This is a genomic window from Borrelia tillae (assembly GCF_055693965.1).
This window is the reverse complement of the sequence record NZ_CM146346.1, coordinates 705,491-730,216: the sequence shown is the minus strand read 5'-3', so window position 1 is coordinate 730,216 and position 24,726 is coordinate 705,491. Positions and strand designations below refer to the sequence as shown.

The 24,726-nt window shown below is 29.7% G+C and carries 19 protein-coding genes and 2 pseudogenes; 5 read left to right on the top strand and 16 right to left on the bottom strand.

Features of this window, described 5'->3' with window-relative positions; all coding sequences use genetic code 11:
- From ACWUD1_RS03530 to ACWUD1_RS03520, 3 genes are read right to left on the bottom strand one after another with little or no spacing between them, the layout of a single operon-like run.
- Entirely contained in the window at positions 1 to 1,257 is a 1,257-nt protein-coding gene (locus tag ACWUD1_RS03530; RefSeq protein ID WP_472756435.1) for a hydroxymethylglutaryl-CoA reductase, degradative, read from the bottom strand.
- Complete coding sequence (gene fni, locus ACWUD1_RS03525; RefSeq protein WP_472756930.1) at positions 1,247 to 2,311, bottom strand: type 2 isopentenyl-diphosphate Delta-isomerase; 1,065 nt, start codon at positions 2,309 to 2,311, stop codon at positions 1,247 to 1,249. Before fni ends, ACWUD1_RS03530 begins: the two co-directional genes overlap by 11 nt.
- Positions 2,295 to 3,518 carry a hydroxymethylglutaryl-CoA synthase gene (locus tag ACWUD1_RS03520; protein ID WP_472756434.1) on the bottom strand — a complete coding sequence of 408 codons (1,224 nt, stop codon included), beginning with the start codon at positions 3,516 to 3,518 and terminating at the stop codon, positions 2,295 to 2,297. The genes fni and ACWUD1_RS03520 overlap by 17 nt, the downstream gene beginning before the upstream one ends.
- A 105-nt stretch (positions 3,519 to 3,623) precedes the next feature.
- Between ACWUD1_RS03520 and mnmA the strand changes: the two genes are divergently transcribed.
- Positions 3,624 to 4,688 (top strand): tRNA 2-thiouridine(34) synthase MnmA, encoded by a 1,065-nt coding sequence (gene mnmA, locus ACWUD1_RS03515; protein WP_472756433.1) that lies wholly within the window; start codon positions 3,624 to 3,626, stop codon positions 4,686 to 4,688.
- A 94-nt stretch (positions 4,689 to 4,782) separates the two neighbouring features.
- Here mnmA and ACWUD1_RS03510 read toward each other — a convergent pair whose 3' ends face one another.
- The 5 genes and pseudogenes from ACWUD1_RS03510 to ACWUD1_RS03490 all read right to left on the bottom strand — a co-directional run bounded on the left by ACWUD1_RS03510 (position 4,783) and on the right by ACWUD1_RS03490 (position 12,761).
- Positions 4,783 to 6,684, bottom strand: a complete 1,902-nt coding sequence (locus ACWUD1_RS03510) for a methyl-accepting chemotaxis protein (RefSeq protein ID WP_472756929.1) — start codon at positions 6,682 to 6,684, stop codon at positions 4,783 to 4,785.
- Between the two features lie 39 nt (positions 6,685 to 6,723).
- Positions 6,724 to 8,960: pseudogene (locus tag ACWUD1_RS03505) on the bottom strand (methyl-accepting chemotaxis protein).
- Positions 8,961 to 9,124: 164 nt separating this feature from the next.
- Positions 9,125 to 10,051, bottom strand: coding sequence for an ABC transporter permease (locus ACWUD1_RS03500; RefSeq protein ID WP_472756432.1), 927 nt, complete (start codon positions 10,049 to 10,051; stop codon positions 9,125 to 9,127).
- Positions 10,023 to 11,180 carry an ABC transporter permease gene (locus ACWUD1_RS03495; protein ID WP_472756431.1) on the bottom strand — a complete coding sequence of 386 codons (1,158 nt, stop codon included), beginning with the start codon at positions 11,178 to 11,180 and terminating at the stop codon, positions 10,023 to 10,025. Before ACWUD1_RS03495 ends, ACWUD1_RS03500 begins: the two co-directional genes overlap by 29 nt.
- Positions 11,181 to 12,761, bottom strand: a complete 1,581-nt coding sequence (locus ACWUD1_RS03490; RefSeq protein ID WP_472756430.1) for an ABC transporter ATP-binding protein — start codon at positions 12,759 to 12,761, stop codon at positions 11,181 to 11,183. It lies immediately after the preceding gene.
- 219 nt (positions 12,762 to 12,980) lie between these two features.
- On the opposite strand from ACWUD1_RS03490, the gene ACWUD1_RS03485 reads away from it, so the two are divergent.
- The 4 genes from ACWUD1_RS03485 to ACWUD1_RS03470 are packed head-to-tail and all read left to right on the top strand — an operon-like array spanning position 12,981 to position 16,055.
- Positions 12,981 to 13,643: an HAD family hydrolase gene (locus tag ACWUD1_RS03485; RefSeq protein WP_472756429.1), complete on the top strand. Its 663-nt coding sequence runs from the start codon at positions 12,981 to 12,983 to the stop codon at positions 13,641 to 13,643.
- Entirely contained in the window at positions 13,640 to 14,503 is an 864-nt protein-coding gene (locus tag ACWUD1_RS03480; protein ID WP_472756428.1) for a hypothetical protein, read from the top strand. Before ACWUD1_RS03485 ends, ACWUD1_RS03480 begins: the two co-directional genes overlap by 4 nt.
- Positions 14,497 to 15,543 carry a hypothetical protein gene (locus tag ACWUD1_RS03475; protein WP_472756427.1) on the top strand — a complete coding sequence of 349 codons (1,047 nt, stop codon included), beginning with the start codon at positions 14,497 to 14,499 and terminating at the stop codon, positions 15,541 to 15,543. Before ACWUD1_RS03480 ends, ACWUD1_RS03475 begins: the two co-directional genes overlap by 7 nt.
- Positions 15,540 to 16,055, top strand: a complete 516-nt coding sequence (locus ACWUD1_RS03470; RefSeq protein WP_472756426.1) for a hypothetical protein — start codon at positions 15,540 to 15,542, stop codon at positions 16,053 to 16,055. The genes ACWUD1_RS03475 and ACWUD1_RS03470 overlap by 4 nt, the downstream gene beginning before the upstream one ends.
- Before the next feature lie 10 nt (positions 16,056 to 16,065).
- Here ACWUD1_RS03470 and ACWUD1_RS03465 read toward each other — a convergent pair whose 3' ends face one another.
- From ACWUD1_RS03465 to ACWUD1_RS03430, 8 genes and pseudogenes are all read right to left on the bottom strand, one after another.
- On the bottom strand, positions 16,066 to 16,506 hold the full coding sequence (locus ACWUD1_RS03465) for a response regulator (protein ID WP_472756425.1): 441 nt from the start codon (positions 16,504 to 16,506) through the stop codon (positions 16,066 to 16,068).
- Between the two features lie 53 nt (positions 16,507 to 16,559).
- On the bottom strand, positions 16,560 to 17,045 hold the full coding sequence (locus tag ACWUD1_RS03460; RefSeq protein WP_472756424.1) for a chemotaxis protein CheX: 486 nt from the start codon (positions 17,043 to 17,045) through the stop codon (positions 16,560 to 16,562).
- 11 nt (positions 17,046 to 17,056) lie between these two features.
- The gene (locus ACWUD1_RS03455; RefSeq protein ID WP_472756928.1) at positions 17,057 to 18,442 is read right to left on the bottom strand and encodes a CheR family methyltransferase; all 1,386 of its coding nucleotides are present in this window, start codon (positions 18,440 to 18,442) and stop codon (positions 17,057 to 17,059) included.
- A gap of 7 nt (positions 18,443 to 18,449) precedes the next feature.
- A pseudogene (locus tag ACWUD1_RS03450) lies at positions 18,450 to 21,021 on the bottom strand (chemotaxis protein CheW).
- Positions 21,022 to 21,130: 109 nt separating this feature from the next.
- Positions 21,131 to 22,156, bottom strand: a complete 1,026-nt coding sequence (locus ACWUD1_RS03445; protein WP_472756423.1) for a flagellar filament outer layer protein FlaA — start codon at positions 22,154 to 22,156, stop codon at positions 21,131 to 21,133.
- A gap of 80 nt (positions 22,157 to 22,236) precedes the next feature.
- Positions 22,237 to 22,776, bottom strand: coding sequence for a flagellar filament outsheath protein (locus tag ACWUD1_RS03440; protein ID WP_472756422.1), 540 nt, complete (start codon positions 22,774 to 22,776; stop codon positions 22,237 to 22,239).
- Positions 22,766 to 23,761 (bottom strand): N-acetylmuramoyl-L-alanine amidase family protein, encoded by a 996-nt coding sequence (locus ACWUD1_RS03435; protein ID WP_472756421.1) that lies wholly within the window; start codon positions 23,759 to 23,761, stop codon positions 22,766 to 22,768. Before ACWUD1_RS03435 ends, ACWUD1_RS03440 begins: the two co-directional genes overlap by 11 nt.
- Positions 23,754 to 24,713 (bottom strand): glycosyltransferase family protein, encoded by a 960-nt coding sequence (locus ACWUD1_RS03430; RefSeq protein ID WP_472756420.1) that lies wholly within the window; start codon positions 24,711 to 24,713, stop codon positions 23,754 to 23,756. The genes ACWUD1_RS03435 and ACWUD1_RS03430 overlap by 8 nt, the downstream gene beginning before the upstream one ends.
- Between the last annotated feature and the right edge of the window lie 13 nt (positions 24,714 to 24,726).

The following is a 24,726-nucleotide window of genomic DNA, read 5'->3' as shown; positions in this document are numbered from 1 at the left end:
CTATTTTCTCAAATCATTCAAAAATTTAAGAGCAAAATCAGTAGAGTAAATTCCACTCTCAGTCATTTTTAATAGTATTTTTTCTCTCTCATTGCTAGAAATATTATAATCTCTCTCAAGAAGATATAAAATTTTACTCACATGCAGTTTCATATGCCCCCTTTGAATTCCATCCAAAGCAAGTGCTCTTAAAGCTGCAAAATTACTTGCAAGACCAACACAAGAAAGAACACCCATAAATTCTTTTTTGCAATCAATACCCATAATCTTCAAACCTAACAAAGCTGCCACATGAGAACCTACCGCCCCCCCCTTAATCCCAACCTGCAAAGGCAACTCAATTTCTCCAATCAAATTTTCATCAGAAATATAAAACTTACTAACAGGCAAATACTTACCACTTCTTGCAGCAAACTTATGTATACATGCTTCAAGAGCCCTAGTATCATTAAGTGTAGCAAGACATAAGCCTGTTATGCCATTCATAATACCTTTATTATTAGTAATAGCACGTTCTTCTTCAAAAAATCCTATCTTAGAAATAAGTGCAATATTACAAGCTAAAGCTAAAGATCTTTCATTATCTGCATCTACAAGTAGATTATTAGCATTTAACTTAAAATTAGCTCTTACTACAAAATCATTTGAATCATTACTCAAAATTTTTAAAACACACTCATATCCAAACTCCAAAGTAAGATGATGAGCCACTCTCTCAGCAATCGAATTCAATAAATTTGAACCCATAACATCACAAACATCCACATAGATATTTAATTTCTGAATACCAATGTCTTCAATAAACTTAGCACCAAGTCTTTTAAGCCCACCACCTCTAAGCTCCATCCTACCTAAAAGAGGCTTAGACCAAAGATTTATTCTTTCAAAAAGACCAAGCAATACGTCACTTAAATCTTTATCTGTTTTGATATAAACTTGTGCAATACCTAATACTTCATCCACAAAGTAATTTAAATTAGCATTATCAAGAACCTTAGCTGCAAGATTCAACGCAGCAATCACTGAAGATTCTTCTGTAGCAATAGGTATAGAATAATACTTCCCATTTACCTTTAAGTTTTTTACAATACCTACAGGTAGAGATAAATAACCAATATAATTTTCTATCATATGAGAAAGAAAATCCTCATTAACAGAATCATAAAAAAAATCTCGTGAACTCAGATTCAAAAAATTCTTTATCTCTTGCTTTTTATCCAAAATATTTTTATTTCTAAAATTTTCACTAAGTTTCATAAAAATCTCTAAAATTCTTAATATTCAACATCAACGGATAACTCACAAAATATCTATTTAACCTAAGTTGTTCTAAATCTTTACTATTACTTAAAAGCATAACCATCTTTAAAACATATTCATAATCTTTGAAAAGCTTATACAAAGCATCCTCACCTCTTAAGCAAAAGGTTCTAAGAATAGCTCCCGCAACACCTATTAACTTAGCCCCAATAGCAATACCTTTGGCAATATCCATCCCCGTCTCATATCCTCCTGATGCAAAAATTCTATTTTTAAAAGAATCTTCAATACTAAGTAATGTCAAAACAGAAGATATTCCCCAATTAGAAAAACAAGATGCAACATCTAAATTTCCTTCCTTTATTCCCTCAACTAAAACCCAGTTAGTCCCCCCACTACCAGCAAGATCAACATAAGCAACCCCGAGATCTAGCAAATTGATAACAGAATTAGGTGATATCCCAAAGCCTGTCTCTTTAACAATTATTGGCAAATCTGAAACAGAACAAAGCTTAGCAATTGAATCTTTCATACCTTTAAAATTTCTCTCACCTAGTGAATTCATTAATTCCTGACCTAAATTTAAATGTACAATCATTGCATCAACTTCAAGTCTCTTATTCATTTCAATTATTTCAGAAATTCCAAATTGTTCTAGTTGAAGAGCACCAATATTTGAAAATAAAGGAATATTATCAGCATACTTTTTTAAAGAAAAATCTTTAACACATTCAGGATATTTAAATATGAGTTTAAAAGATCCCAGACCCATTGGAATCCTCAGATCATTTGCAACCCTAACGAGCGTTTTATTTAGATCATTACCCTCTTTCACACCCCCCGTCATTGATGAAATAAAAACAGGCATGGCAATATCATAACCAAATATGTTATCACTAGTATCTATTTCACAAAAATTAAGCTCACTAAGTGCATCATGTTTTAAATTCACAAAATTTAAAAGATTCTCACTTTTACTAACATCTTCCTTTCTTAAACAAATTTCAATATGCCGCTTTTTATTATTTAAGATGTCAGGCTCGATAGCCATAAATCCGGTATCCATCTTCCCTGATTTCCTTTAAATAAAAGCCTTGAGACTCACCTGGAACGATCTTATTTTCAAAAAAATTCCTATATTCATCAAAAGTGGCATTATGTCTGACTGAAAGCACCCTATCAATATCCCAGCTCTTAATAATACAACAAGCATTATCTTCAACTGTAAGCTCATAAATAACCATAATGTTACCTGACCCATAAGAACAAAAAAGTATCTTTTCCCCAGTAATATCCTTCTTTAAAAACACTCGCTTCAAATAAGACATTAAAGATAAAAATATTGACCCTGTATACAAATTACCCACTTCCTTAGAAGCCTCAATAGAATCATAAAAATCTATTGATTCTAAATAAGCATTTCTCTCAGACTCATCTTCACTGTAATACTTCTTTAAAACATAATGCATTGAATCTATGGGCATCTTTGCAAAAGGTACATGTAAAATAAATCTATACTTAAAAAATAAGTCCTTAATACTTATATTTTTCTTACGTGCAAAATCCGCCAAAGCTTCTTCATTTGCCTTATTATAACATTCAATAGAATAACGTCCCTTTACCTTAGCCTCAAGGCTCCCAAATGGTCTAAAAAAGTCATCAACATCGTCAGTATAAACCCCAAACTCAGATAAATTAATAGATAAAATTTTAGGATTTTTTTCAATAAGAACTGCTGTAGCTCCAGCACCTTGAGTAATCTCTGCTGTAGTAAGATTATTATAATGTGCAATATCACTGGAAAATACTATACCATATTCAGACTCATCCAAATGACTTAAAACACTTGCTGCACTATGAAGAGAAAGTGCAGAACTTGCACACGCATGCTGCGCTTGAAAAGTCAAGAAATTATTCTTTAAATCAATACCAGCTAACTTTAAAGCTCCATAAACATAAGATGAAATTGACTTTGAATAATCTACTCCAGTTTCAGTTCCACCTAAAAATACCCTCATCTTATCTAACTTAAGATTATTATTATCAAAAATTAACTTAACAGCAGAACTCGCCATTGTAACACTATCCTCATTAGGACTTGTAAACCTAAATGCTTTCTGCTGTGTTGCATCAATTGCTCTATTAAATTTTTTGAAAAAATTTTCATCAGATCTGTATAAAGAATGACTTAAAAGAACATTCAAATCTAAACAATTTAAAGGCAAGAAAACTCTAATATCACTAATACCTACTCTCATCAATAACCCCCAATAAAAAAATGATTCTCAAATATTATTTACTACTATAGATCATAAAAACATTAAAATCCAATATAATATGATTATATTGGAGAAATTAAACTTATGAAAATAGCAGTACTTCTATCTGGTGGGGTGGATAGTTCTATAGCTCTTTATACAATGATACAAAAAGGATATAAACACATAAAATGTTATTATTTAAAAATTTGGCTTGAGGATGAACTTTCCTATATAGGTAATTGTCCTTGGAAAGAAGATATTAACTACGTAGATGCCGTATGTAAAAAATTCAATGTACCATATGAAATCATTAGTTTGCAAGACGAATATTACAAAAGGGTAGTAACTTATGCTATTGAAGAATTAAAAATTGGTAATACCCCAAGTCCAGACATATTTTGCAATCAAAGAATCAAATTTGGTGCATTCTTTGATAGGATCAATGAACATTACGATTTAATCGTCACAGGACACTATGCTAAAATAGAAAACCAAAATAATAACTACATACTTAAACAGGCTAAAGATAAAATAAAAGATCAAAGCTATTTTTTATCTCACCTCTCTAAAGAACAAATATCAAAACTACATTTCCCATTAGGAGATCTACTAAAAACTGAAATAAGGCAAATAGCACATAAATTAAATTTGCCCAATAAAAATAGAAAAGATAGTCAAGGGATTTGTTTCCTTGGAAAAATTAAATATGATGAATTCATAAAATACCACCTAGGAGAACTTAAAGGTAATATTGTAGAACAAGAAACGGGCAAAATACTAGGCACACACAATGGATATTGGTTTTTTACAATTGGACAAAGAAAAGGTATCAAGCTTAGTCATGGGCCATGGTTTGTTACAGATAAAGATATTCAAAATAACACCATCTATGTCTCAAATAGTATAAATTATCTAAAACAAGGAAAAGAACAATTTTTAGTGCACCAAATAAACTGGATAAATAAACCATTAGACAACTATAATCTAAATGTCAAAATAAGACATGGTGAAAAAAAAATAAAATGCAAAATAGAAATTCTAAAAAACGATACAATAAAAATTCACCTGGAAGAAAAGGAGTATGGAATTTCGCCTGGTCAATTTTGCATATTTTATCATCAGGATGAATGTTTAGGGGGAGCAAAAATCCTTAAGGCACTAATATAACAAAGACTATAATACTACATAAAATGTTACTTAAAGGCTAAATAACATATGCAATTTAATATTCTAACTTAAAGGGACTGAGGTCCCTTTAAACTTATTTATCAATTTTAAAGTAATCTACAGATTCCTTTAAATGTTTCACACTTTCTAACATTCTCTCAGACATTGCTGACAGCTCCTCACTACTTGATGCTGTTGTTTGAACCAATTGACTTACTTGCTCTATTGCATTTTTAAATTGTCCAATTTGGCTACTTTGGTTAGAACTCTCACGTGTAATATTTTTAACAAGCTTAGCTGTCTCTTCCATTCCAGGAACAATTTGCTCAAAATTATTACCTGCCCTACCTGCAATAGTTAAACTCTTATGAGCAATATTAATAATTTCCTTAGCAGATTCCTTACTTTGATCCGCCAGCTTCCGCACTTCAGCAGCAACGACTTCAAATCCCTTACCCTTATCTCCCACTCTAGCAGCCTCAATAGAAGCATTTAAAGCAAGCAAATTGGTTTGCCGTGTTATTTCATCAATAATGCCTATCTTATTTGTAATAACTTCCATAGCTTCAATAGCTTTAATAACAGATTGATGTCCAGCCTTAGTTTTTTCATTAGTACTAACGGCAATAACCTCAGTAGTAGACGCATTATCGGTATTTTCAGTTACACCTTGAGATATCTGCTCAATATTTGCCGTCATTTCTTCTAATGTAGACGCTTGTTCAACCGCTCCAGAACTTAAATTTTGACTTGCATTTGCTATCTGAATTGCATTTTCATAAAGAGAATCAAGATTTTCAATAATTCCTCTGGCAACAGATGAAAAATTAGCTCTTACAAGCTCCAAATCTTCATATAGCCCATGAAGCTCTACTGTTTTCCATTCTAAAGAATAATTTGACACAGTAAAATCACCAGAAGCGAGTCTTTCAGAATGACTCAAAATTCCATTTAAAGCACCACTAAGTCTATTTACAAGATAAATAGTAACAAATCCAAGAACAACTAAAGTCACTATAAAACTTATTCCCAAAATCACAGTAGTAAGCCCAGTCATATAATAAAAATCTTTAGCGCTAGCTCTTAAATACACTATAAATGAAAAATCAGACAACTGGCATTTTATCTTCTGAGCAAATCCAACAAATTCTTTTCCATGCGGATCAACATAATGTCTCAAACTAATTGGTGCATTTTTATGAAACAAATCCTCAGTAGTATTTTGCACTACATCGTGATAATAAGCATGAGAATCAAAAAAGTTATCACCGGGCAACCAATTATGATGCACTAAAAACGTACCTGCTGTATCAAATACCATAGTTCTACCACTATTCAATGCTCCAAAAGTAATACCTTTAAATGAATTGTAAAGGTAATCAACCGCATAAAAGATCATATAATAACCAAAAATATCACTTGTATCATTATCTCTTAAAGGAACGCCTATTAATAAATAAGGAATTTGTCCTGACTTATTCCTTAATTTAGACACATCTCTCATTAAGACTTCTTCGACAGAATTAACATCTGCTAAAAGAACAGAAGAATTATAGATAGAACTACTTTCCCTTAACTTAGAAAAGTATTCTTTATCTGCAACAGAAACGCCATAATCACTATTATCTTTAACAGCAGTAGTAAATATTATTTCACCACTCTTATTAGTTATCATTAAGTTATTACCTCTTCCTGTCTTAAGCAAAATTTCAAGTTGATCTAAAATAGCCTCCATTCTCCTAGATTTACTCTTAGAAATGATTTCAAATCTGCTTGATGAATCTAAATACATTGCATTAATTTTTACCCTCTCTTCCATTGAGGAGAGATAAATTGTTAAAGAATTTTTGATATTTCCAATAAGGTTTTGCATAAGATCTAATTGTTGTTCTACTAAACTAGAATTAATCAACATCCCAAACACAAAAAACAATATAGAAACAAAGATTGCTATCAGAGTACTAACAATAAGTAATAATCTAACCTTCAGCCTCAATTTCATATAATTAATCACCTCTTATTACAAAAATAAATTCTAGAAATCCGAAAAGTCTTCGTCCAAACCCATATCCTTATCAGCAACATCAATAGCTTTTTTAGGATTACTCTCTTATTAATAGACTTATGACTAACATTCAAATCATCATGTATATTATCTTGAGTATCTTTTAAGAAAGACAAATTGTCTCTCATACTCAAAGGAGTATCATCTTTTGTCATAAAGTCACTATTAACAGGATTCAATTCACCATCAGAAGAATTAACATCAATATCTTGAACTTTGCAAAAAGATATTATCTGTTTAAACTCACGCGCCTTTTCAAGCATCCTATCAGCCATACTTGAAAGTTCTTCACTGCTTGATGCTGAAGCTTGAACAACTTCTCCAACCTGCTCAAGAGCCATCTTAAACTGTGTAATTTGCTCATTTTGTTTGTAGCTTCCCTCAGTAATTTTTTTCACAAGATTGGTAGTTTTTTCTATTTCGGGCAACATATCTTCAAATATTGATCCGGCTTCCGATGCCAACCTAGAATTTTCTTCTACTAATTCACTAATATCAAGAGCAGACTCCTTGCTAAGATCGGCAAGCTTCCTAATTTCACTTGCAACAACCGCAAATCCCTTGCCCTCTTCTCCAGCCCTTGCAGCCTCAATAGCTGCATTTAAAGCAAGCAAATTAGTTTTTCTAGCTATCTCTTCAATAACACCAACCTTCTCAACAATAGAATGCATAGCCACAATACATTCTCCAACGGCCTTACTACCTATTTGAGCATTATCATTGGTAATCAAAGCAATTCGTTCTGTCTCTTGAGAATTATTTGCACTAAGTTTAACTCCATCTGATATCTGCTCAATATTGGCTGACATTTCTTCAAGGGTTGAAGCCTGTTGTAATGCGCTAGAACTCAAATTCTGACTTGAGTTTGCAACCTCAACACTTGCCTTATTAACATAACTAATGTTCTTATGAACACTTGTAATAGCATCTGCAATAGCATCTCTCATCTTGATAATTTGCAAGCCCAATAAATCTAGTTCATCAGAATACTTACCATCATTAATGGTGCGCCCTTTATCTAAATTTCCTTGCACCAATTCTTTTACCAAATTTCTAACCAAATTCAACCTAAAACTAATAATTGCCTCTACTCTTGTTGAAAGAATAATAATCAATATAATAATTCCCAAAATAGAACATGTAATAAATGGAAGAGATAAACTGCTCATAACTCCATAAATATCTTCATAAGGAATCCTGGCAATAAGCATCCCACTATTACCTCCAAGTTCGCTACTAATAGGCAATATGGCGTAATAGTTATATAATCCCATCTCTGGGAAATACGCCCTCTCAATCTCATGCACAGGCACCTCAGTTGCCACAGAAGACGGCTTAGGGGGCTTAGATAGCGTATTTTTCAAATGATTAATATACGCATCACTAATCTTCGAACTTTCATTATATTCTATTAAAGGATTAACAAGAGTATTATGTGGATCTATATAAAACAAATTTCCTCTATTATAAAAACCAAACCTAGATTTCTCTAATTGAACTCTTATAATATCATCTAATAAATAACCTACCAAATAACCAAAAACTACTTTATCTTCTGCTGAATACACAGGAACAACTATGGCTGAAGCATTTTTCTCCTTATAAGCAGATCTAACAGCAACCTCTCCTGCTATTCCCTCAGCAAGACTGTGGTACCAACCAATAAAATCTAATTTATCTTTTTGATAATCGTGCACAATATGCTTAAAATACTCTGTATTTGACTCAGACTGACCAAAATCTATATTATTTGCATGCCTTGTGGTCACAATTACTTGACCATCAAAATCAAGAAACGCAAATTCTTCATAAAAAGTATCAAGTTTTAGATCCCATAATATATCATAAATCCGTCGTCTATATTTTTTATTTACCTTAACAGCATTAAGAATCGCTTTAGAATTTCCTCTAATCCTGTCCAACTCGGCTTCTGAAAACATATGCCCACCATTTTTCATATTAGAATATTCATCTATAGTCTCAAGAGCTAAATTAGAACTTGCACCCTCAATCATGATATAGAATGTATCTAATAAAGACTGCATAGCGAAAGCCGCTCGTCTCACCTGAGATCTTGTAAGCTGTTTATAGTATCGCTCTAAATAACCACCCAAAATAAATTTAAAAATCAAAGAAAAAAACAATATAGTTGCCAATAAATACAAAAATAAAAATCCAACAAATCTGTACTTAACTTTCAACATCAAGCTACCTCGTCAATTAATCATTCCCTTAATTAATTAGTTTAACAAAAATAAGAATTAAGTAGATATCCCTCATAACTTTATACCAAAAAATACAGTTCCCAAATAAACCCTAAATAATTCCAACTGTATCTTAAAATGTATCTTAAAAGAAATAAATATAAAAATCAATCTCTTTTATAAGGCAAACCTAAAGCTCTAGGAGCATAACTGTTTTTTGCAAAAAATACAAGACTCAATATCACAATAACATAAGGCAAAATGATTAATATTTTAAGGGGAATAACTACAGACAAAAAAGAAACTTGAGACATCACAACAACCAAGGTTTTGATAAAAGAAAACAATAAGCTACCCATTAAAATTCCAAAAGGTTGCCAATTCCCAAAAATTAACATAACAATGGCAATAAAGCCTTGTCCACCAATAATTCCTTGCATATAACTTGAAGCAATCACAGTAGAAAAGACTGCTCCTGAAATCCCTGCAAGCAATCCACTTAACAACACACAACAAAACCTAATCATAATGACATTAACACCAAGAGATTCTAAAACTTCCGGATTCTCACCACTAGCTTTAATTCGAAGTCCAATTTTAGTATATTTAAACATCAAGTGGAAAAAAATAACACATATTATCGCAATATAAAGTGAATATCTCTTTCCAAAAATTTGAAATATAATAGACTTTTTATCTAAAATCCCATCAAAGAGTATGGGTAATTTAATATTTATTGGGGGAGTTGATGCAGCGCCAAAAATAAAAGTTCCAAATAAAATCGCAACAGCAGGTCCTAAAAAATTAATAGCCATTCCTGTTATTATCTGATCTGATTTAAACAAAATAGTAAAAATAGCATGCAAACCTGAAAGAATAAGTCCTGAAACACCTCCAATAAAAATTGCCAACAATGGACTACCATAAAAATATGCAAATGTAGCACCAACAAATGCTCCAAGAGCCATTGTCCCTTCAAGACCAATATTGATTATCCCACTTTTCTCACTTATAAGCCCCCCAAGACCAGCCAAAATTAAAGTTTGAGAATTAACCAAAGTCTCACTAATGAGAAATATCAGTACGCTTAGCATCTTTTATGCCTCCCAAAAATAACTTATTTAAAAAATGCCTAGCAGAAATCACAAGTACCACTATCCCTATCATTAAAGACACAATTGAAGAGGATAATCCCATCAAACTCTGAACTCTGCTACTGCCATAAAGCAAAATCGAAAATAAAATACTTGAGAAAATTATTCCTATAGGGGAATTATTGCCTATTAAAGCAACTGCTATACCATTAAGACCTGTCCCTTCCATATATGTAAGTTTAAATATTGCTTTATTAACACCCATAACCTGTATAGCTCCTGCAATTCCTGCAAGCGCCCCTGAAAGAAACATGGCAAACATAAAAACTTTATTAATATCAATGCCCACACGATAAGAGGCTATGCTATTATGCCCTACAGCTCTTATTTTAAAACCAAGCATTGTCTTATTCAATAAAATCCACATTAAAATAGCAACAATAATTCCAATAATTATTCCAAAATTAATAGGTGCTTTTAATAAATCATTAATAAATGGATGTTCTACTCTATAAGCAAGTCCTTCGGTTGAAAGTTTCCAAGAACCAAAAAAATCAATAAACGCACTTTCTCGAATCGGCTTAGATAAATCACTATTATCCTTTTTTATAGCAGGTAAATCTATGATTATATTATTGACATGAAATAAGATCCAATTAAACATGATCCCGGAAATTACTTCATTTATGTTAAATTTAATTTTTAAATATCCAATTACAACTCCTAAAATTCCTGATGCAAAAAAAGCAAAAAGAAAAATGCAAATTACGTGAAATAAAGGGGGCAAATCAAAAAAAATTCCAGCTATTAAAGCTGAAATTGAACCAAGCATAAACTGACTTTCGACACCAATATTAAAAAGTCCCACTTTTAAGGCAATGCCAATCGATAGGCCTGCAAAAATTAATGGCGTGGCATAACTTATGATATATCCAAAATGTCTAGGGGAAAAAAATATAACTTCTAACATTATATAATACATTTTAAAAGGAGAATAGCCAAGAAATAATACTATTAATCCAAGAATCAAAATCCCTAAAGAAAATGCAAAAAAGTTAATAAATATTGATGAATTTAAAAATACTATAATCATCTCTTTATATATATATTTATACTTATTAATATTCATTCAAATTACACCTATCATCATTTTACCAATAACATCAGCATCAAAGTTATTTTCTAAAACACCAACAATTTTGCCATCATACATTACAGCTATTCTATCACAAATACTCATAAGCTCATCAAGCTCAAGAGATACAAGAAGAACTGTCATTCCCAAATCTCTTTGTTCCATCGTCTTCTTATAAATATTTTCAATAGCACCTACATCAAGTCCTCTCGTGGGCTGAACCGCTAAAAGAATCTCAGGTTTTAAATTAATCTCACGTGCAACAATTACCTTTTGTTGATTACCTCCGGAAAGATTTTTCACCTTACTAAAAATATTTCTTGGTCTAATATCAAAAGAAATGGCAAGCTGTTCACTGATTTTCTTAAGAAAAGTTAAATTAAAATCAACAAACTGTTTCTTCAAAGTATTTAAAAATCCAAATTTTAACTTACCATTAGTTATATTATTGCTATTCATTTTTAAATAATTTACATCATCAAAACTCTTAATTCCAATGTTTTGCAAAATATTAAAATCTAAAACAAGACCATGTTTTTGCCTATCAGATGGGATATGGCCAATTTTTTTATCTATTATTTGTTTAACACTAAGACCCTTTATTGATTCAAATTTTCCATCAATTCTTTTCATTATGTCTCCACTACAAACATCTCTAATCCCAAGAATTGCTTCAATCAATTCTTCCTGACCACTTCCCTCAACTCCAGCTATTCCAAAAATTTCACCTTTTCTAAGATTAAAACTAACATTTTTAACTTTCAAAATGCCTCGTTCATCTTTAACACTTAAATCTCTAATTTCAAGAACATTAGTGTAATCAATAACCTGCCTCTTAGACATATCAAAAGAAGTTTCTTTGCCTATCATTAATTGAGTAAGCGTTTTATCATCAATCTGGTCAATATTAAAAGTTCCAACTACTTTTCCCAGGCGCATAACTGTACATCTTTGTGCCACAGCCTTTATTTCTTTTATTTTATGCGTAATAAGTATTACAGTATGTCCCTCTAAAGCCAATATCTTTAAAATATTAACAAATTCATCAACCTCATTAGGTGCAAGTACTGCTGTAGGTTCATCAAAAATAATAATATCTGCATTTCTATAGAGAACTTTAAGTATTTCTATTTTTTGTCCCATTCCAACACTTAAATTCTCAACAGGCTTATCAGCTTCTATTTTTAAACCATATTTCTCAGAAAGTTTAATTATCTTTTCTCTCAATCGTCTATAATTAATGACCCCAAATTTTGAATCTTCATATCCTAGAATGATATTTTGAACAGCCGTAAATTTTGGAATTAACATAAAATGCTGAAAAACCATTCCAATACCACTTCTAATAGATTCACTTGAATCTTTAAGTTTTAGTTCGTTTCCTCGCAAAAACATTTGTCCACTATCAGGCTGATGAATGCCATAAATAGTTTTCATCAAAGTGGTCTTGCCAGCACCATTCTCACCAAGAATAGCATGTATTTCTCCCTTCTTAAAATTTATACAAATATTATCATTAGCAATAAAGTCACCATACCGCTTAGTAACTTTATCTAGAATCAATATATCCTTCATTAAAAATGACCTGTAATCCAATAAAGGTAATTAACATTTGATCTATATCCTAACGAAAAATGTTAAAACTAAAAACAAAGATTTTCAATATATATTCAGAAAAAAATTAAAAGTCATGCAAAATATTAAAGATCATGAAATAAATTTAATAAAAATACAAAAAATAATGATAAAATGAAGGCACATTACAATAATGATTACTTGTAAGAGGATTAAAATATGAGGATCAAAGCTTGCATTTTTGACATGGATGGAACTTTAATAAATAGTATAATGGATATCGCATTCTCAATGAACACTGCACTAAAAAAATTAGGGTATCAAGATATCAAAACAGATGAATTTAATACTCTTGTTGGAAGAGGATATTCTAAATTGGTAGAAAACACTTTAGAATATCTTGGCATACCCTTAAATGATGCGCATCTTCAAGATGCTCTTTATCAAGAATTTGTCAAAACATACAATCAAAATATTTCTTCCAGAACAAGAGCATATGATGGCATACCTGAACTTTTAAAAAAATTAAACTCACTTAACATTCCTATTGGAATATTAAGTAATAAAAACCATGAAGAATTACTAATAATATCAAAAGATATATTTAAAGAAATATTTTTTTTTGAAGTTAGAGGTTACTCATCAAAATTTGAAGCAAAACCAGATCCTGCAAATGCACTTGATATGATAACAAAATTAAACCTTATGCCAAAAGAAATAGCATATATTGGTGACAGCGATGTTGACATACTAACTGCTCAAAATGCTGGCTTTTTACCTATAGGTGTGTCATGGGGATTTAGAACAATAGAAGAATTAAAAGCAAGTGGGGCAAAATATATTTTAAATAGTCCTTCTGAACTCTTGGACATAATTAAATGAACTTAAAAGTATATTTTCCGCATCTATATCATTATCTATTTAATCATGAAACCCTAAAGGGCTTGTCAGTTTTTGAAAAAGAAATTGAGATAATTAAATACCTAGAAGAAAATAAAAAAACTATTTCAACATTTATAAACGAAAATTTTAAATCTGATGTAAATTCACTTATTAAATACGTTAAAGAAAAAACAGATATAATAGTCACTCCTCTTATTCTATCAAACATTGAATCTATTGACCTTAATATTGTAAAAGGTTTATTTAAAAAAGAACTTAATAAAACTAATTTGGAATTAATATTTAATTCTATTAAGACAAACCCTTATTTAAGAGTAGAATTCTTGTACAATTTCAATGCTATAAGTAGCGGGCACATAACATTTTATATAAACAAACTCTTTGAAGACAAAAATTCCTACACAACATATCTAATTAAAAAAGAGAATAATATACTTGATTCCTCAAAACTTGTCAAAAATTACATAAAAATTCTACTCTTATTAAGGGTCTTAGTAATCAAGTTTTATTTAGAAAAAGAAATAAAATTAAATCCAAAAAACATTGAAAATACAACAAAATTAGTTAGTAGGGAAATTAGTTTCCTAGATGATAACACAGTTAGACTAATAACTCAAAGTTTGTTTAAATATGAGAATTTAAATAATATGTCACCAATTGCAACATTAATATCTATATTCGCAAACAGAGCCAAAATACCAAACATTAAAAACAATAGGACAAAAGGAGTTATGGGATATGATGAGAGCTGGTTTTCGATTAAACAATCAAATTCAAAAGACTTTGATCCAAGAATTATTAAAGAACTTCTAGAAGTAGCTAGGAAAAATCAATGGTAAAGATATTTGTAAATTTTTTTAAAGCTATTTTAATTGCTTCAATACTTACATTTTTAATAGAAGAATTATCAATAATACTTTTCTTACCATATAAGGTCAGGTTTGCACTAATATTTATTGGTTTTTTATTCGACATAATATTAATCTTGATCTTTCTATATAAAATTTTAAAAGCATATTTTTTAAAGACACTGAAAATATATATAAGAAATAATCTATTTTTTGATCTAATTCATTGCTTAATTCCTTTAATATTCTATAGCCATAATCAAATTCAAAACATAATTAATCCCCATGAAACAATTTTAAATCCAATAATACTTTCACTTTTTAAATTAAGATTCTTAAGACTTCTGAGATTCAACGATTTAATGATTGAAATTTATTATAATCCAAAAGAAAAAAATTTGATCTTAATTGCATTTGCCAGAACATTTTCAATAAGTTTATTAATTCCATTTATATTTTTCATAATATTTTCAAGTTCAAGCTTTGCAAATACAGTTCCAGAAAAACAAGAATTTAATATTATAAAAAATATTTCAATAACAAGCGAAAAAAATTACATTAAAGAAATGTATCCTTTCATATTAATAATTAAAGACATAGATAAAACAATATATTCCAAATCTGATGACATATTCCTTTACTATAGTCCTAGTGAATATAAAATTATTGAAATAGATAACACAAAATTTTATATAGATAAATACCTACAAAGAAAAAATGATTCTGTAATCGGATTGTTTCTATTCGCACTCTTCATATCATTTTCACTGTTTTTAACAAATTTTTATAAATTCTTTAAAGCAAGTTTTTTAAATCCAATTACACTAATGCACAAAATCTTACAAGATCCGATTGAGTATCGTAAAATTCAAATTCCATTTTATTTCAGTGAAGAAAAAGTATATGAAATGGCAAAAACATTTAATAATGTCTTACTAAAAGATAAACTAAACACAAAAAGAAGGAGTAAACTTAACTTAGAAATTGAAAAAGTGAAAAAAATAATAAATAATAATAAGGAATATAGATGATAAAAATAATATCTATTCTAATATTAATTATCACCACACCAATTCATTCAAAGTTAATAACAACCTCAATTGAAAGGCGCTCATCAGAAACAACAAGAAAATATTCTTCCTTTAATTTAATACTAGAAGAAGAATATTATACTCAATATCCAACAAGCATGTATGAAATACAAATATATGAATTAACGGAAAATTTTATAAAAAGTATTCTAAAAGGAAAAATTGCTTACACGACAATAACTCCAACTTATAGAGAAACAAATAAATATTTACTTCAAAGTGAAATTATCGACAAAGATTTTTCAAAATATAAAATATTCAAAATAAAAAAGATAGATTCAATTTTTAAAAGCTTAGCTTTAATATATACAAAAAAAGGATTTTACAAATTAGAGTTATATATAGGCAACAATAATAAAAATAAAATAGAAATTTTTAATATTAATATGTCATACTTCTTAAAAAACTTAAATGAAACAAGCAATGAAATGATTTTTTATAAACCAAGCTAAACAAGCTACTTTATTTAACAAATACAGACATAACTCTTTGAAGAACTTTAGCCCTATCAAGAGGTTTTACAATAAATGTCTTTGCACCTTTAATCAAACAATCTTTAACCAACTGCTCCTTCCCTAAAGCAGAAATCATTATCACCTTAGCATTCTTATCAAACTCAATAATATTAGATAGACAAGTTATACCATCCATCTTAGGCATAGTAATATCAAGAGTAACAATATCAATATTAGGATAATGATTTTTATATTTTATTACAGCTTCTTCACCATCAGCAGCAGTATCAATAATATTAAATCCTTCTGAAGTAAAGATCTGTGTAAGCTGTTTTACAGTAAAAACTGAATCATCAACAACCAAAACATTAAAAGGGGCTCCTGTTTCATAATTAATCCCCTTTGGCTTATTTGAAAAATCCATAGCAATTGTAGTTTTCTGGATCATATTAATCCCTCTTTTTTATAATCAGAATAAGTACTTTCAACTCCATTATCATATCAAACCCTTTCTCTTATTGCAATATTAACTTCTATAATTTTACCATCTGGCAAAGTAAAGGGTACTATCAATGCCTCAGAGCCCTTATTACTTATTTTCATATTTTCTCCATAAATAAAAGCTGGCGGAGTTATATCAAATACAAAACCTTTAGCATGCAAAGTAGTAACAAAATTACCAGCAATAATATTACCAACTTCTGTAAGAGTCGCAGCTACCATCTCCTTAGTCTCTTCATCATCAAAATCAACATACTCTTCAAAATTCAATTTAGATGCAACAAAAAGAGCAGTATCAATATCCATATCAATAATAATACTACCTTCAACAGAACCAGCCAGTCCTACAATTACAGAAACCCCTCTGATCTTTTGATTTATTGATTTAAGCCCAGGACTGCCCATATGAATATCTTCAACAAGTAACATATCCCTTAAAACTGAAGATGCAGCATCTAAAAATGGCTCTATATAATCTATTCTCATTAATTTCTCCTTTAGATCTTTTTGTACAGGTTAAAATATTTTACAGTTTTATCTTTCACAAAAAGATCATTGTTTTTAAGTTCTTCATTATCTCCTAAAATTAAAAGAGCACCTTTAACAGATTTTGTTGCAATTGTATCTAAAATTAGCATTTGTCCATCATCATTTAAGAAACATAAAATATCCCTTAAAAAGATAATTCCTAAATTGTCTGGAAATTCTGATAAGATAGCATCTGAATATTCAAATAAAATACTATTCATAATCTCTGACTTGAATTTATAAACTCCCGGTTGTTGCTCAAAGGAGTTTTTTCTATAAACCTCGCTCAAATTAATATCAGACTCTGAAAAAACCAAACTAGAAGTGCCAATAACCTTAACTAAATTATTATCAATAGCTATTACCTTAAAAGGATGCTTACAAGATTCATATAAAATATTAACAAAAGATATTGTCTCCTTTCCATTACCACAACCAATTTCAAAAATATTTAAAACAGTGCCAATACCACTCATATCATTAACATACTTTTCAACGATTTCATCCTGAAATTCTTTTAAATATTTATCATCCCATAAGCATCCAGATGCTCTTGAATAAAATTCACCTAAAAAATTATCATAAGCTAAATCATTAATATTTGCAATATCTAATTTTGTACCTATTTTAATTAAAAATTCATCCTTCACTAAAGACGCATTAAAAGAATATTGAAAAAGATTTTCCCTAATAACCTTTAAATCATCCTTAAAAGACACTGGGGATGCTACAAGTTCATCACCCGCTAATTCTTGTAACCTTAAAGAGTCATTATTATAAGATGATGACTCATACTTATCTTTAGAAGCATTTATTTCATTATTATCGCTGCCACTACCTTCTAATAAATGCTCTTCCCCTTCATCATAGTTAAAAAGCTTATCAACATCAAGAAGAATATATAACTTACCACCATATTCAACCACTCCCTTTATATAATGTATAAATGCTTCTTGCGATAACACAGGGTGAGGCTCCTGAATTAAAGAAGAATCAATTGAAAAAACATTATTCACTTTATCAACAATAACCCCTATTAGTAAATCGTCATTTTTAAGAACCATAATATCTTCAAGATCTTTTTCAACAACTTCCAAATTAAACATTATTCTTAAATCAAGAATAGAAATTATCTCTCCTCTTAAGTTATCAAGACCAATGACATATTTCTTAGCATTTGGAACATATGTAAAATTACCAGATTTCCTGATCTCCTTAACTTGCATAATGTCTACTAAATAATTCTCATCCCCAATATTGAAAGACACTACTTTAAAATCTAAATTAGCAGGGGTAGCTTTTTTACTCTTACTACTTGAATTATGATCATCTAAATATATCTCTCTTATTTCTATCATAAGATTACTCTTTCATATCCTTTAGATCAAAAAGTCTAAACACATCAATAATCAAAACAACTTTACCATTACCAAGTGTTGTAGCTCCAACGATTCCCGGACTTGAAGCATACTTATCTTTAATAGGTTTTACAACAAAATCTTCTTCTCCAAGAATAGAATCCACAACTATACCTACCTTTTTATCATTAATACTAATAACTATTAAAAACTTCTCATACAAATCTTGATCACCCTTTATACTAAAAAGCTCATTAAGTCTAAGCACAGATATAACTTCTTCTCTTAAATTATAAACCTCATGATCGTTTTCAAGAAGCTTAATGTTCTCTTCATTAATTCTATGTGTCTCAAGAACACTATTTAAAGGAATAACATAAATCTCACTACCAGATTTTACAAGAAGACCTTGCACAATCACTAATGTCAAAGGGAGCTTTATTTTAAAAATAGTACCAACATTAACTTTGGAATCTATGACAATGGTTCCATTTAATTTTTTAATGTTACTCTTAACAACATCAAGTCCCACACCTCTACCAGAAATATCTGTAACCTTACTAGCAGTTGAAAATCCAGCTTCAAAAATCAAATTTAAAATCTCACTCTCAGAGAGAACCGTATCCTCCTTCATTAAACCTCTCTCAATTGATTTCTGCCTAATAATATTTGGATTATACCTCTTCCATCATCTTCAATTTCAATTGATATCACATTACCTTCATTCTTAGCACGCAAAATTATATGACCAACTTTATCTTTACCCTTGCTAAGTCTCTCATCAACAGTCTCAAGCCCATGATCCATAGAGTTCCTAATACAATGCATTAAAGGATCCACAAGGTCATCTATAACCGACTTATCAATCTCGGTATCCCCACCTTCAGTACTAAGTTCTACAACTTTATCCAACTTCTTTGAAAGATCCCTTACTACCCTTACAAATCTTGAAAAAATACCAGAGACTGGCAACATTCTTGTTTTTAAAACACTCTCATGCAAATCAGTAATTATCCTGGATAGTCTATTAGAGGCAAATTTAGAATCTTGAACAATTTTCAATAATAAATCTCTAAGTCCAACCATATCATGTAAAGTTTTATCAAGCTTACATTCCATCAAACTTATTATTTGCTCTTCAACAGAACTTTCTAATTCTAATCCTGAATCTTTAAAAATCATCTTTAAATCTACTAAAAAACTATTGCGAAAACTTTCTTGATAATCATAAAAATAGTTGAACCTAGAAAGAAAAGATGTCATATCAAAATTGATTTGATTATAAGTGGACTTACTTATAACAGCTTCACTTACAAGATTTAATATGGCATCTATCCTCTTGCTATCAATTCTAATTAAATTAACGTTTACAGGTGACCTCTTAACTTCCTTAACAGTAGTATCACTATCAACTTCAGTAGTTAAATTCAAATTTAAATCTTGAATATTCTTAAATCAATTTCATTAATATCAAAACTAACAATAACATCCGATAAATCTACTTTCCTAGAAATACTATCCACTGAAGTAGATGAGATTAAATAATACACAATAACATCAAAAAATTTATCGGATAATAAATCTTCACTATCAGGAATAGATTTATAAATTTCTCCCAGACTGTTTAATGCCTGAAACATCTGAAATCCAGAAATTGTAGCCATAGGATTGTCTTTGTTGAAATTTAACTTCACCTCAAATAACTTGGCATCGCCGATACGTTCTCTTAAACTAATCATTTCATCACCAGAAAGTTGAAATTCCGCCTTAACATCATTATGACTAATAATAGCCTTTTCTCTTGAAGTTGCTTTTTCTAACTCACTATCAATATCAAACTCATCAATTTTATAAGTTAAAGCAACATCTGACAAATTTATCTTTTCTTCGACTTTATCACTATCTACACATATTAAATAATAATCTACTCTGCTTAAAAATTTATCTGCAACAAGCTGCTCATAATTAGGAACAGTATAAAGAATTGGTCCTAAATCTTTTAAAGTTTGAAACATCTGTATACCAGAAATTGTAGCCATAGGATTATCTTTATTGAAACAAATACTAATTCTTAAAACTTTTTGTCCAAGTCCTACAACTTCGTGCATATTACTAAGTTCAAGCGACGAAAGTAATAATTCACCCTCACCTGTATCCTCTACAGATGATAAAGAAGTCGTTTGATATTCATTTCCTAAAAATCCTCTTAGTTTATCTTTAAGATCACTTACATCCTGTGAATAAACATCTCCATTCAGACGTGCATCAAGCATACTTTTTATTACGTCAAGCGAACTTAATAGTAAATCAACAAGATCATTACCTATTTTCAACTTATTATCTCTAATAGCGTCAAATACATCTTCAACAATATGAGTAAAACCTGAAAGTTCCATCATATCAACAGAAGCTGAACCACCCTTAAGGGTATGAGCCGCTCTAAATATCTCATCAATAGTATCTGCATTATTAGGATCATCTTCTAATGACATGATATTTTCTTCAAGCGTATCCACAAGATTCTGAGCTTCCTCAAAAAAAATCTCTAAAAGCTCTGCATTTTCTGAATCTAGCATTAACCTATTTTCCTATTTTAAGCTTAATAGGACAAACTATAAAAAGTTTCGCCCTATTAATATAATTATAATTTATTTTCTTTAATTGAACACACAAGTTTTATCACTATTATCTTTCTCTATCTTTCTCTATATCCTTTTCCAAACGATCCTTAAAAGATTCATTTGGCATTGATACCGCTTCTCTAATCTTTAAAACTCTCTTAAGAGCTTCTTGTGCCTTAAATTTCCGAAGTAATTCTGCTCCACGTTTTTCATAAATTTTAAATATAGACTCGTTATCAATATCACTATCTAAAGAAACACTTAATTTATCATAAATCACTCTTACATCTTTAACATAAAAAATAAAATTCTGCTCCCTTGAGCCATGCGGTTTTGAAACCCTAAATGCCTTAAATCTCATCTTACTTGAAGGAAGAGGATAATTGGGAATATCGTCTTTGAACATTCGAGTACTCACGCCTGGAAGATAATTAGGATTTGACCACACTAAATCTGCCCAACCTTTAAATTTTAAGGTGCCCAAAGGATAAGCATATTCCATACCACTCATATCTTCAAATAAAACTTCAAGATCAACATTATGACCTAAACTGTAAACGATAACCTTAACTTCTTTCATAATCTTAACATTGTCAATAAGACCCCTACCTACAAACTGGTTACCATCTTCTCCTGCATAAAAAGGAATCTTAAATGGAGGTAAAACCATTGCAGAAGATCGATAATTACTTGGGAATAATACTTTTACTCCCAAGATTGTATCTCCTGCATACCTTTTAGATTCACTTTTAACAACAGCTGGCGCAATAATAGAATTTTTTACATAAGACTGCATCCTAGCTGAAGGGGTTAAAAGAACAACCCAATTACTTATTCCAAGATCTAATACCATATCTTCTCTACTTACAATACCTGAACCCCCAGAATATACACGTTCAACATAATCTGAAAGATCAATCTGAGTTGCACTTGCATCTCTCGCAAGTGCTGCAAAATCAAGCACCAATTCACCAGGCTCATTATCAGTAGCATTATTATTTAACACTGCCCCAGGTTTTTCTTGCCCGAAAAGGGAACTTACGAGAATGAAACAAAATAAAACAAAAATAATGTTTTTAATTTTAACCATAAAAACCAACTCCTTACACAAATAGTCTAAAAGCTTCTCATTTTTAATTTTTACGTATATTCATACGCACTAAAGATACCCTAAATATTTAGAATATACCCTTCAATAAAAACAATAATTTTTTTAACATTTCCAGGATAGTTAAAATCAATTGTTTTCTTTAAGGACTTTACAAATAAATTGACTCTCATTTTGTCAGAATCATTATAAATACCATTTTCAAAAGAATTATAAAACTCCCTTGAGAGATCTATAAAATATACATCATTACTTATAAAAGAATATAAAAGCTTCACACTCTTTGTATCAAATTGCAGAGAAAAACCCTTACTATTACCTAATAGAAAATCTTTAACTAAAAAATCCAAATTTTCTTTAAAAGTTTTTTTTTCCTTTAAATATCTTAAATCAGAAATTAATTCGCTCTCAGAATAAAAATAGAATATTTTCCTAAAAAAAATATTCTCATAGTTACAGAAAATCACACATGAAGATAACAAAAAACTTAAAAACAAAAGTCCAATTAATATCTCAAGCAAGTATTTTGTTCCAATATGAATAAAAAAGTTACAATAGACAAAATTTTTTTTAAAAAATGAATTTAAAATATTATTTTTCATAAAATTCAATAAATTTAATTAAAGACTTAAGCACTAACATATTAACCTTGCTCATATAATTGTAATCCAAAATTAGCATTGCATCATCAATGTTAGATAAAAACCCAATTTCAATTAAAACAGCAGGCATGCTACTATTTTTTATTACAAACCATTGCTCTTCCCTAATTGTTCTAATTTTGGTCTCGCATAAAATATCAATAAAAGTTTCATATAAAATCTCCGCTAATTTTTTTGACTCATACTTATATTTAATATCTAGTATATCATTAAGTTCTTTTAAGTATCTATTACCTCTAATATCATACCCTTTTAAATTCCTTACAACTTCCCTCTTTGAATTCTGAGGCAAATACCAAAATTCAATTCCTCTAGCATCAGAATTTGGAGCATTATTTGCATGTATCGACAAAAATATAACATTATTTGGAAAATCTGGTTTAATCGCATTTGCAAACTCAGATCTATCCTTCAGAGGCACAAAAACATCATCTACACGAGTCAATAAAATATTTCTGTCTAAAAAATAATTACTCAACATTTTATATAAATGCATCGCATAAGTTAAAGCAAAATCTTTCTCAAAAAGAGTAATATCATGTTCATTGATCTTATGAGTTATAACAGCTCCCAGGTCATGTCCACCATGACCTGGATCAATTACTATCGATGTTATTCGTGGTTTACTGTAGCTTTGCAAAGATTTAAAATGATTTTCAATCTGCATCAAAGCTCTTTTGGTTATCAAGATCTCCCCTTTCTTTAAAAGAATAGGCTCTACATAAATATAATAACCAATTGATGAAAGACCATATTCAAAACCTACTTTAAGCTTGAGATTGCCCTTTGCATGCTCAATAGTAAGAACATCATTTTCAATATTAAAGTTAAATTTAAAAAATTTACCATCAAATGAGTCAAGAATATTAACATATTCGTCTTCTTGAGCTGATAAAAATAAAGCAATAAAAATTAAATTAATCAATAATATTAGTTTCCCAAAGTTCAATTGCACTCTTTAAGTCACCTTTAAACCTTAAGCTATTTTTCATAGTTTCACGTTTAATATCGTTAAACTCTCTGCCAAAATTAAAAGGATTAATTCCATATCTTAAGCATAGTTTACAAAATCTAAAGAACGAAAATTTTATTCCATTTCCAATAAAAATAGGAACATAATTTTTAAGTAAAAAAATCAAAAAACTTTTATTTTTAGTCAAGTCCTCTGGAACATTTAAAGCAGTATATTGTATTCGTAATTTTCTATAAATATGTGTACTTTCTCCAAAAAAGATAGCTCTAAACCCAAAATCCAGCCTTTGAAAGTATTCGTTCTTTATTCTCCAATCAAATCCACCCAGCTGAACAAATTTCTCTTTAGAATAAAGACCACAATAATCCATAGTAATCAGCGTCTTCTCATAATCTCTCTCAGAATTTATTAAGATTACCTTTAATTTTTGTTGAACATCAATAGTGGGCAAAAAAACTGATGGAACAACTTCTTCTTCCTTATCAAAAAATTCTCCACCAACAAGAAGTACATTCTTTTTGACTATTTCATCAAAAATATTAGGAATCCAAAAAGGGTTTAATAAGTACATGTCACTTTGCAATACAAAAACAAAACTACAAATGGATTCTTTCATAGCTAAGTTGACTTTTTCACCAGAATTCAAATTATCAGAAAGTAAAATAAACTTCAATTTATCATAACTCTCTGACATAAATTGAAGCGAATTCCTATTACTTTGCTTTTCAATAGAAATAATTTCCCTTATAAAATCAAAATTAGAGAGAAATTCAAATAAATCTTCTCTAAAAATCTTTGTACCTCTATTTAAAATCACAAAAGAAATTCCAAAAGTTGATTTTTGGACATAATTATTCTTAGATTGAATTACAGTATAGGAATAGTCATCGCTCTTAAAATGCATAATTTTACTTCAA

Coding starts and splice junctions, on each gene's coding strand:
- ACWUD1_RS03530 (WP_472756435.1), bottom strand. CDS start 1,257: ATGAAACTTAGTGAAAATTTTAGAAATAAAAATATTTTGGATAAAAAG.
- fni (WP_472756930.1), bottom strand. CDS start 2,311: ATGGCTATCGAGCCTGACATCTTAAATAATAAAAAGCGGCATATTGAA.
- ACWUD1_RS03520 (WP_472756434.1), bottom strand. CDS start 3,518: ATGAGAGTAGGTATTAGTGATATTAGAGTTTTCTTGCCTTTAAATTGT.
- mnmA (WP_472756433.1), top strand. CDS start 3,624: ATGAAAATAGCAGTACTTCTATCTGGTGGGGTGGATAGTTCTATAGCT.
- ACWUD1_RS03500 (WP_472756432.1), bottom strand. CDS start 10,051: ATGCTAAGCGTACTGATATTTCTCATTAGTGAGACTTTGGTTAATTCT.
- ACWUD1_RS03495 (WP_472756431.1), bottom strand. CDS start 11,180: ATGAATATTAATAAGTATAAATATATATATAAAGAGATGATTATAGTA.
- ACWUD1_RS03490 (WP_472756430.1), bottom strand. CDS start 12,761: ATGAAGGATATATTGATTCTAGATAAAGTTACTAAGCGGTATGGTGAC.
- ACWUD1_RS03485 (WP_472756429.1), top strand. CDS start 12,981: ATGAGGATCAAAGCTTGCATTTTTGACATGGATGGAACTTTAATAAAT.
- ACWUD1_RS03480 (WP_472756428.1), top strand. CDS start 13,640: ATGAACTTAAAAGTATATTTTCCGCATCTATATCATTATCTATTTAAT.
- ACWUD1_RS03475 (WP_472756427.1), top strand. CDS start 14,497: ATGGTAAAGATATTTGTAAATTTTTTTAAAGCTATTTTAATTGCTTCA.
- ACWUD1_RS03470 (WP_472756426.1), top strand. CDS start 15,540: ATGATAAAAATAATATCTATTCTAATATTAATTATCACCACACCAATT.
- ACWUD1_RS03465 (WP_472756425.1), bottom strand. CDS start 16,506: ATGATCCAGAAAACTACAATTGCTATGGATTTTTCAAATAAGCCAAAG.
- ACWUD1_RS03460 (WP_472756424.1), bottom strand. CDS start 17,045: ATGAGAATAGATTATATAGAGCCATTTTTAGATGCTGCATCTTCAGTT.
- ACWUD1_RS03445 (WP_472756423.1), bottom strand. CDS start 22,156: ATGGTTAAAATTAAAAACATTATTTTTGTTTTATTTTGTTTCATTCTC.
- ACWUD1_RS03440 (WP_472756422.1), bottom strand. CDS start 22,776: ATGAAAAATAATATTTTAAATTCATTTTTTAAAAAAAATTTTGTCTAT.
- ACWUD1_RS03430 (WP_472756420.1), bottom strand. CDS start 24,713: ATGCATTTTAAGAGCGATGACTATTCCTATACTGTAATTCAATCTAAG.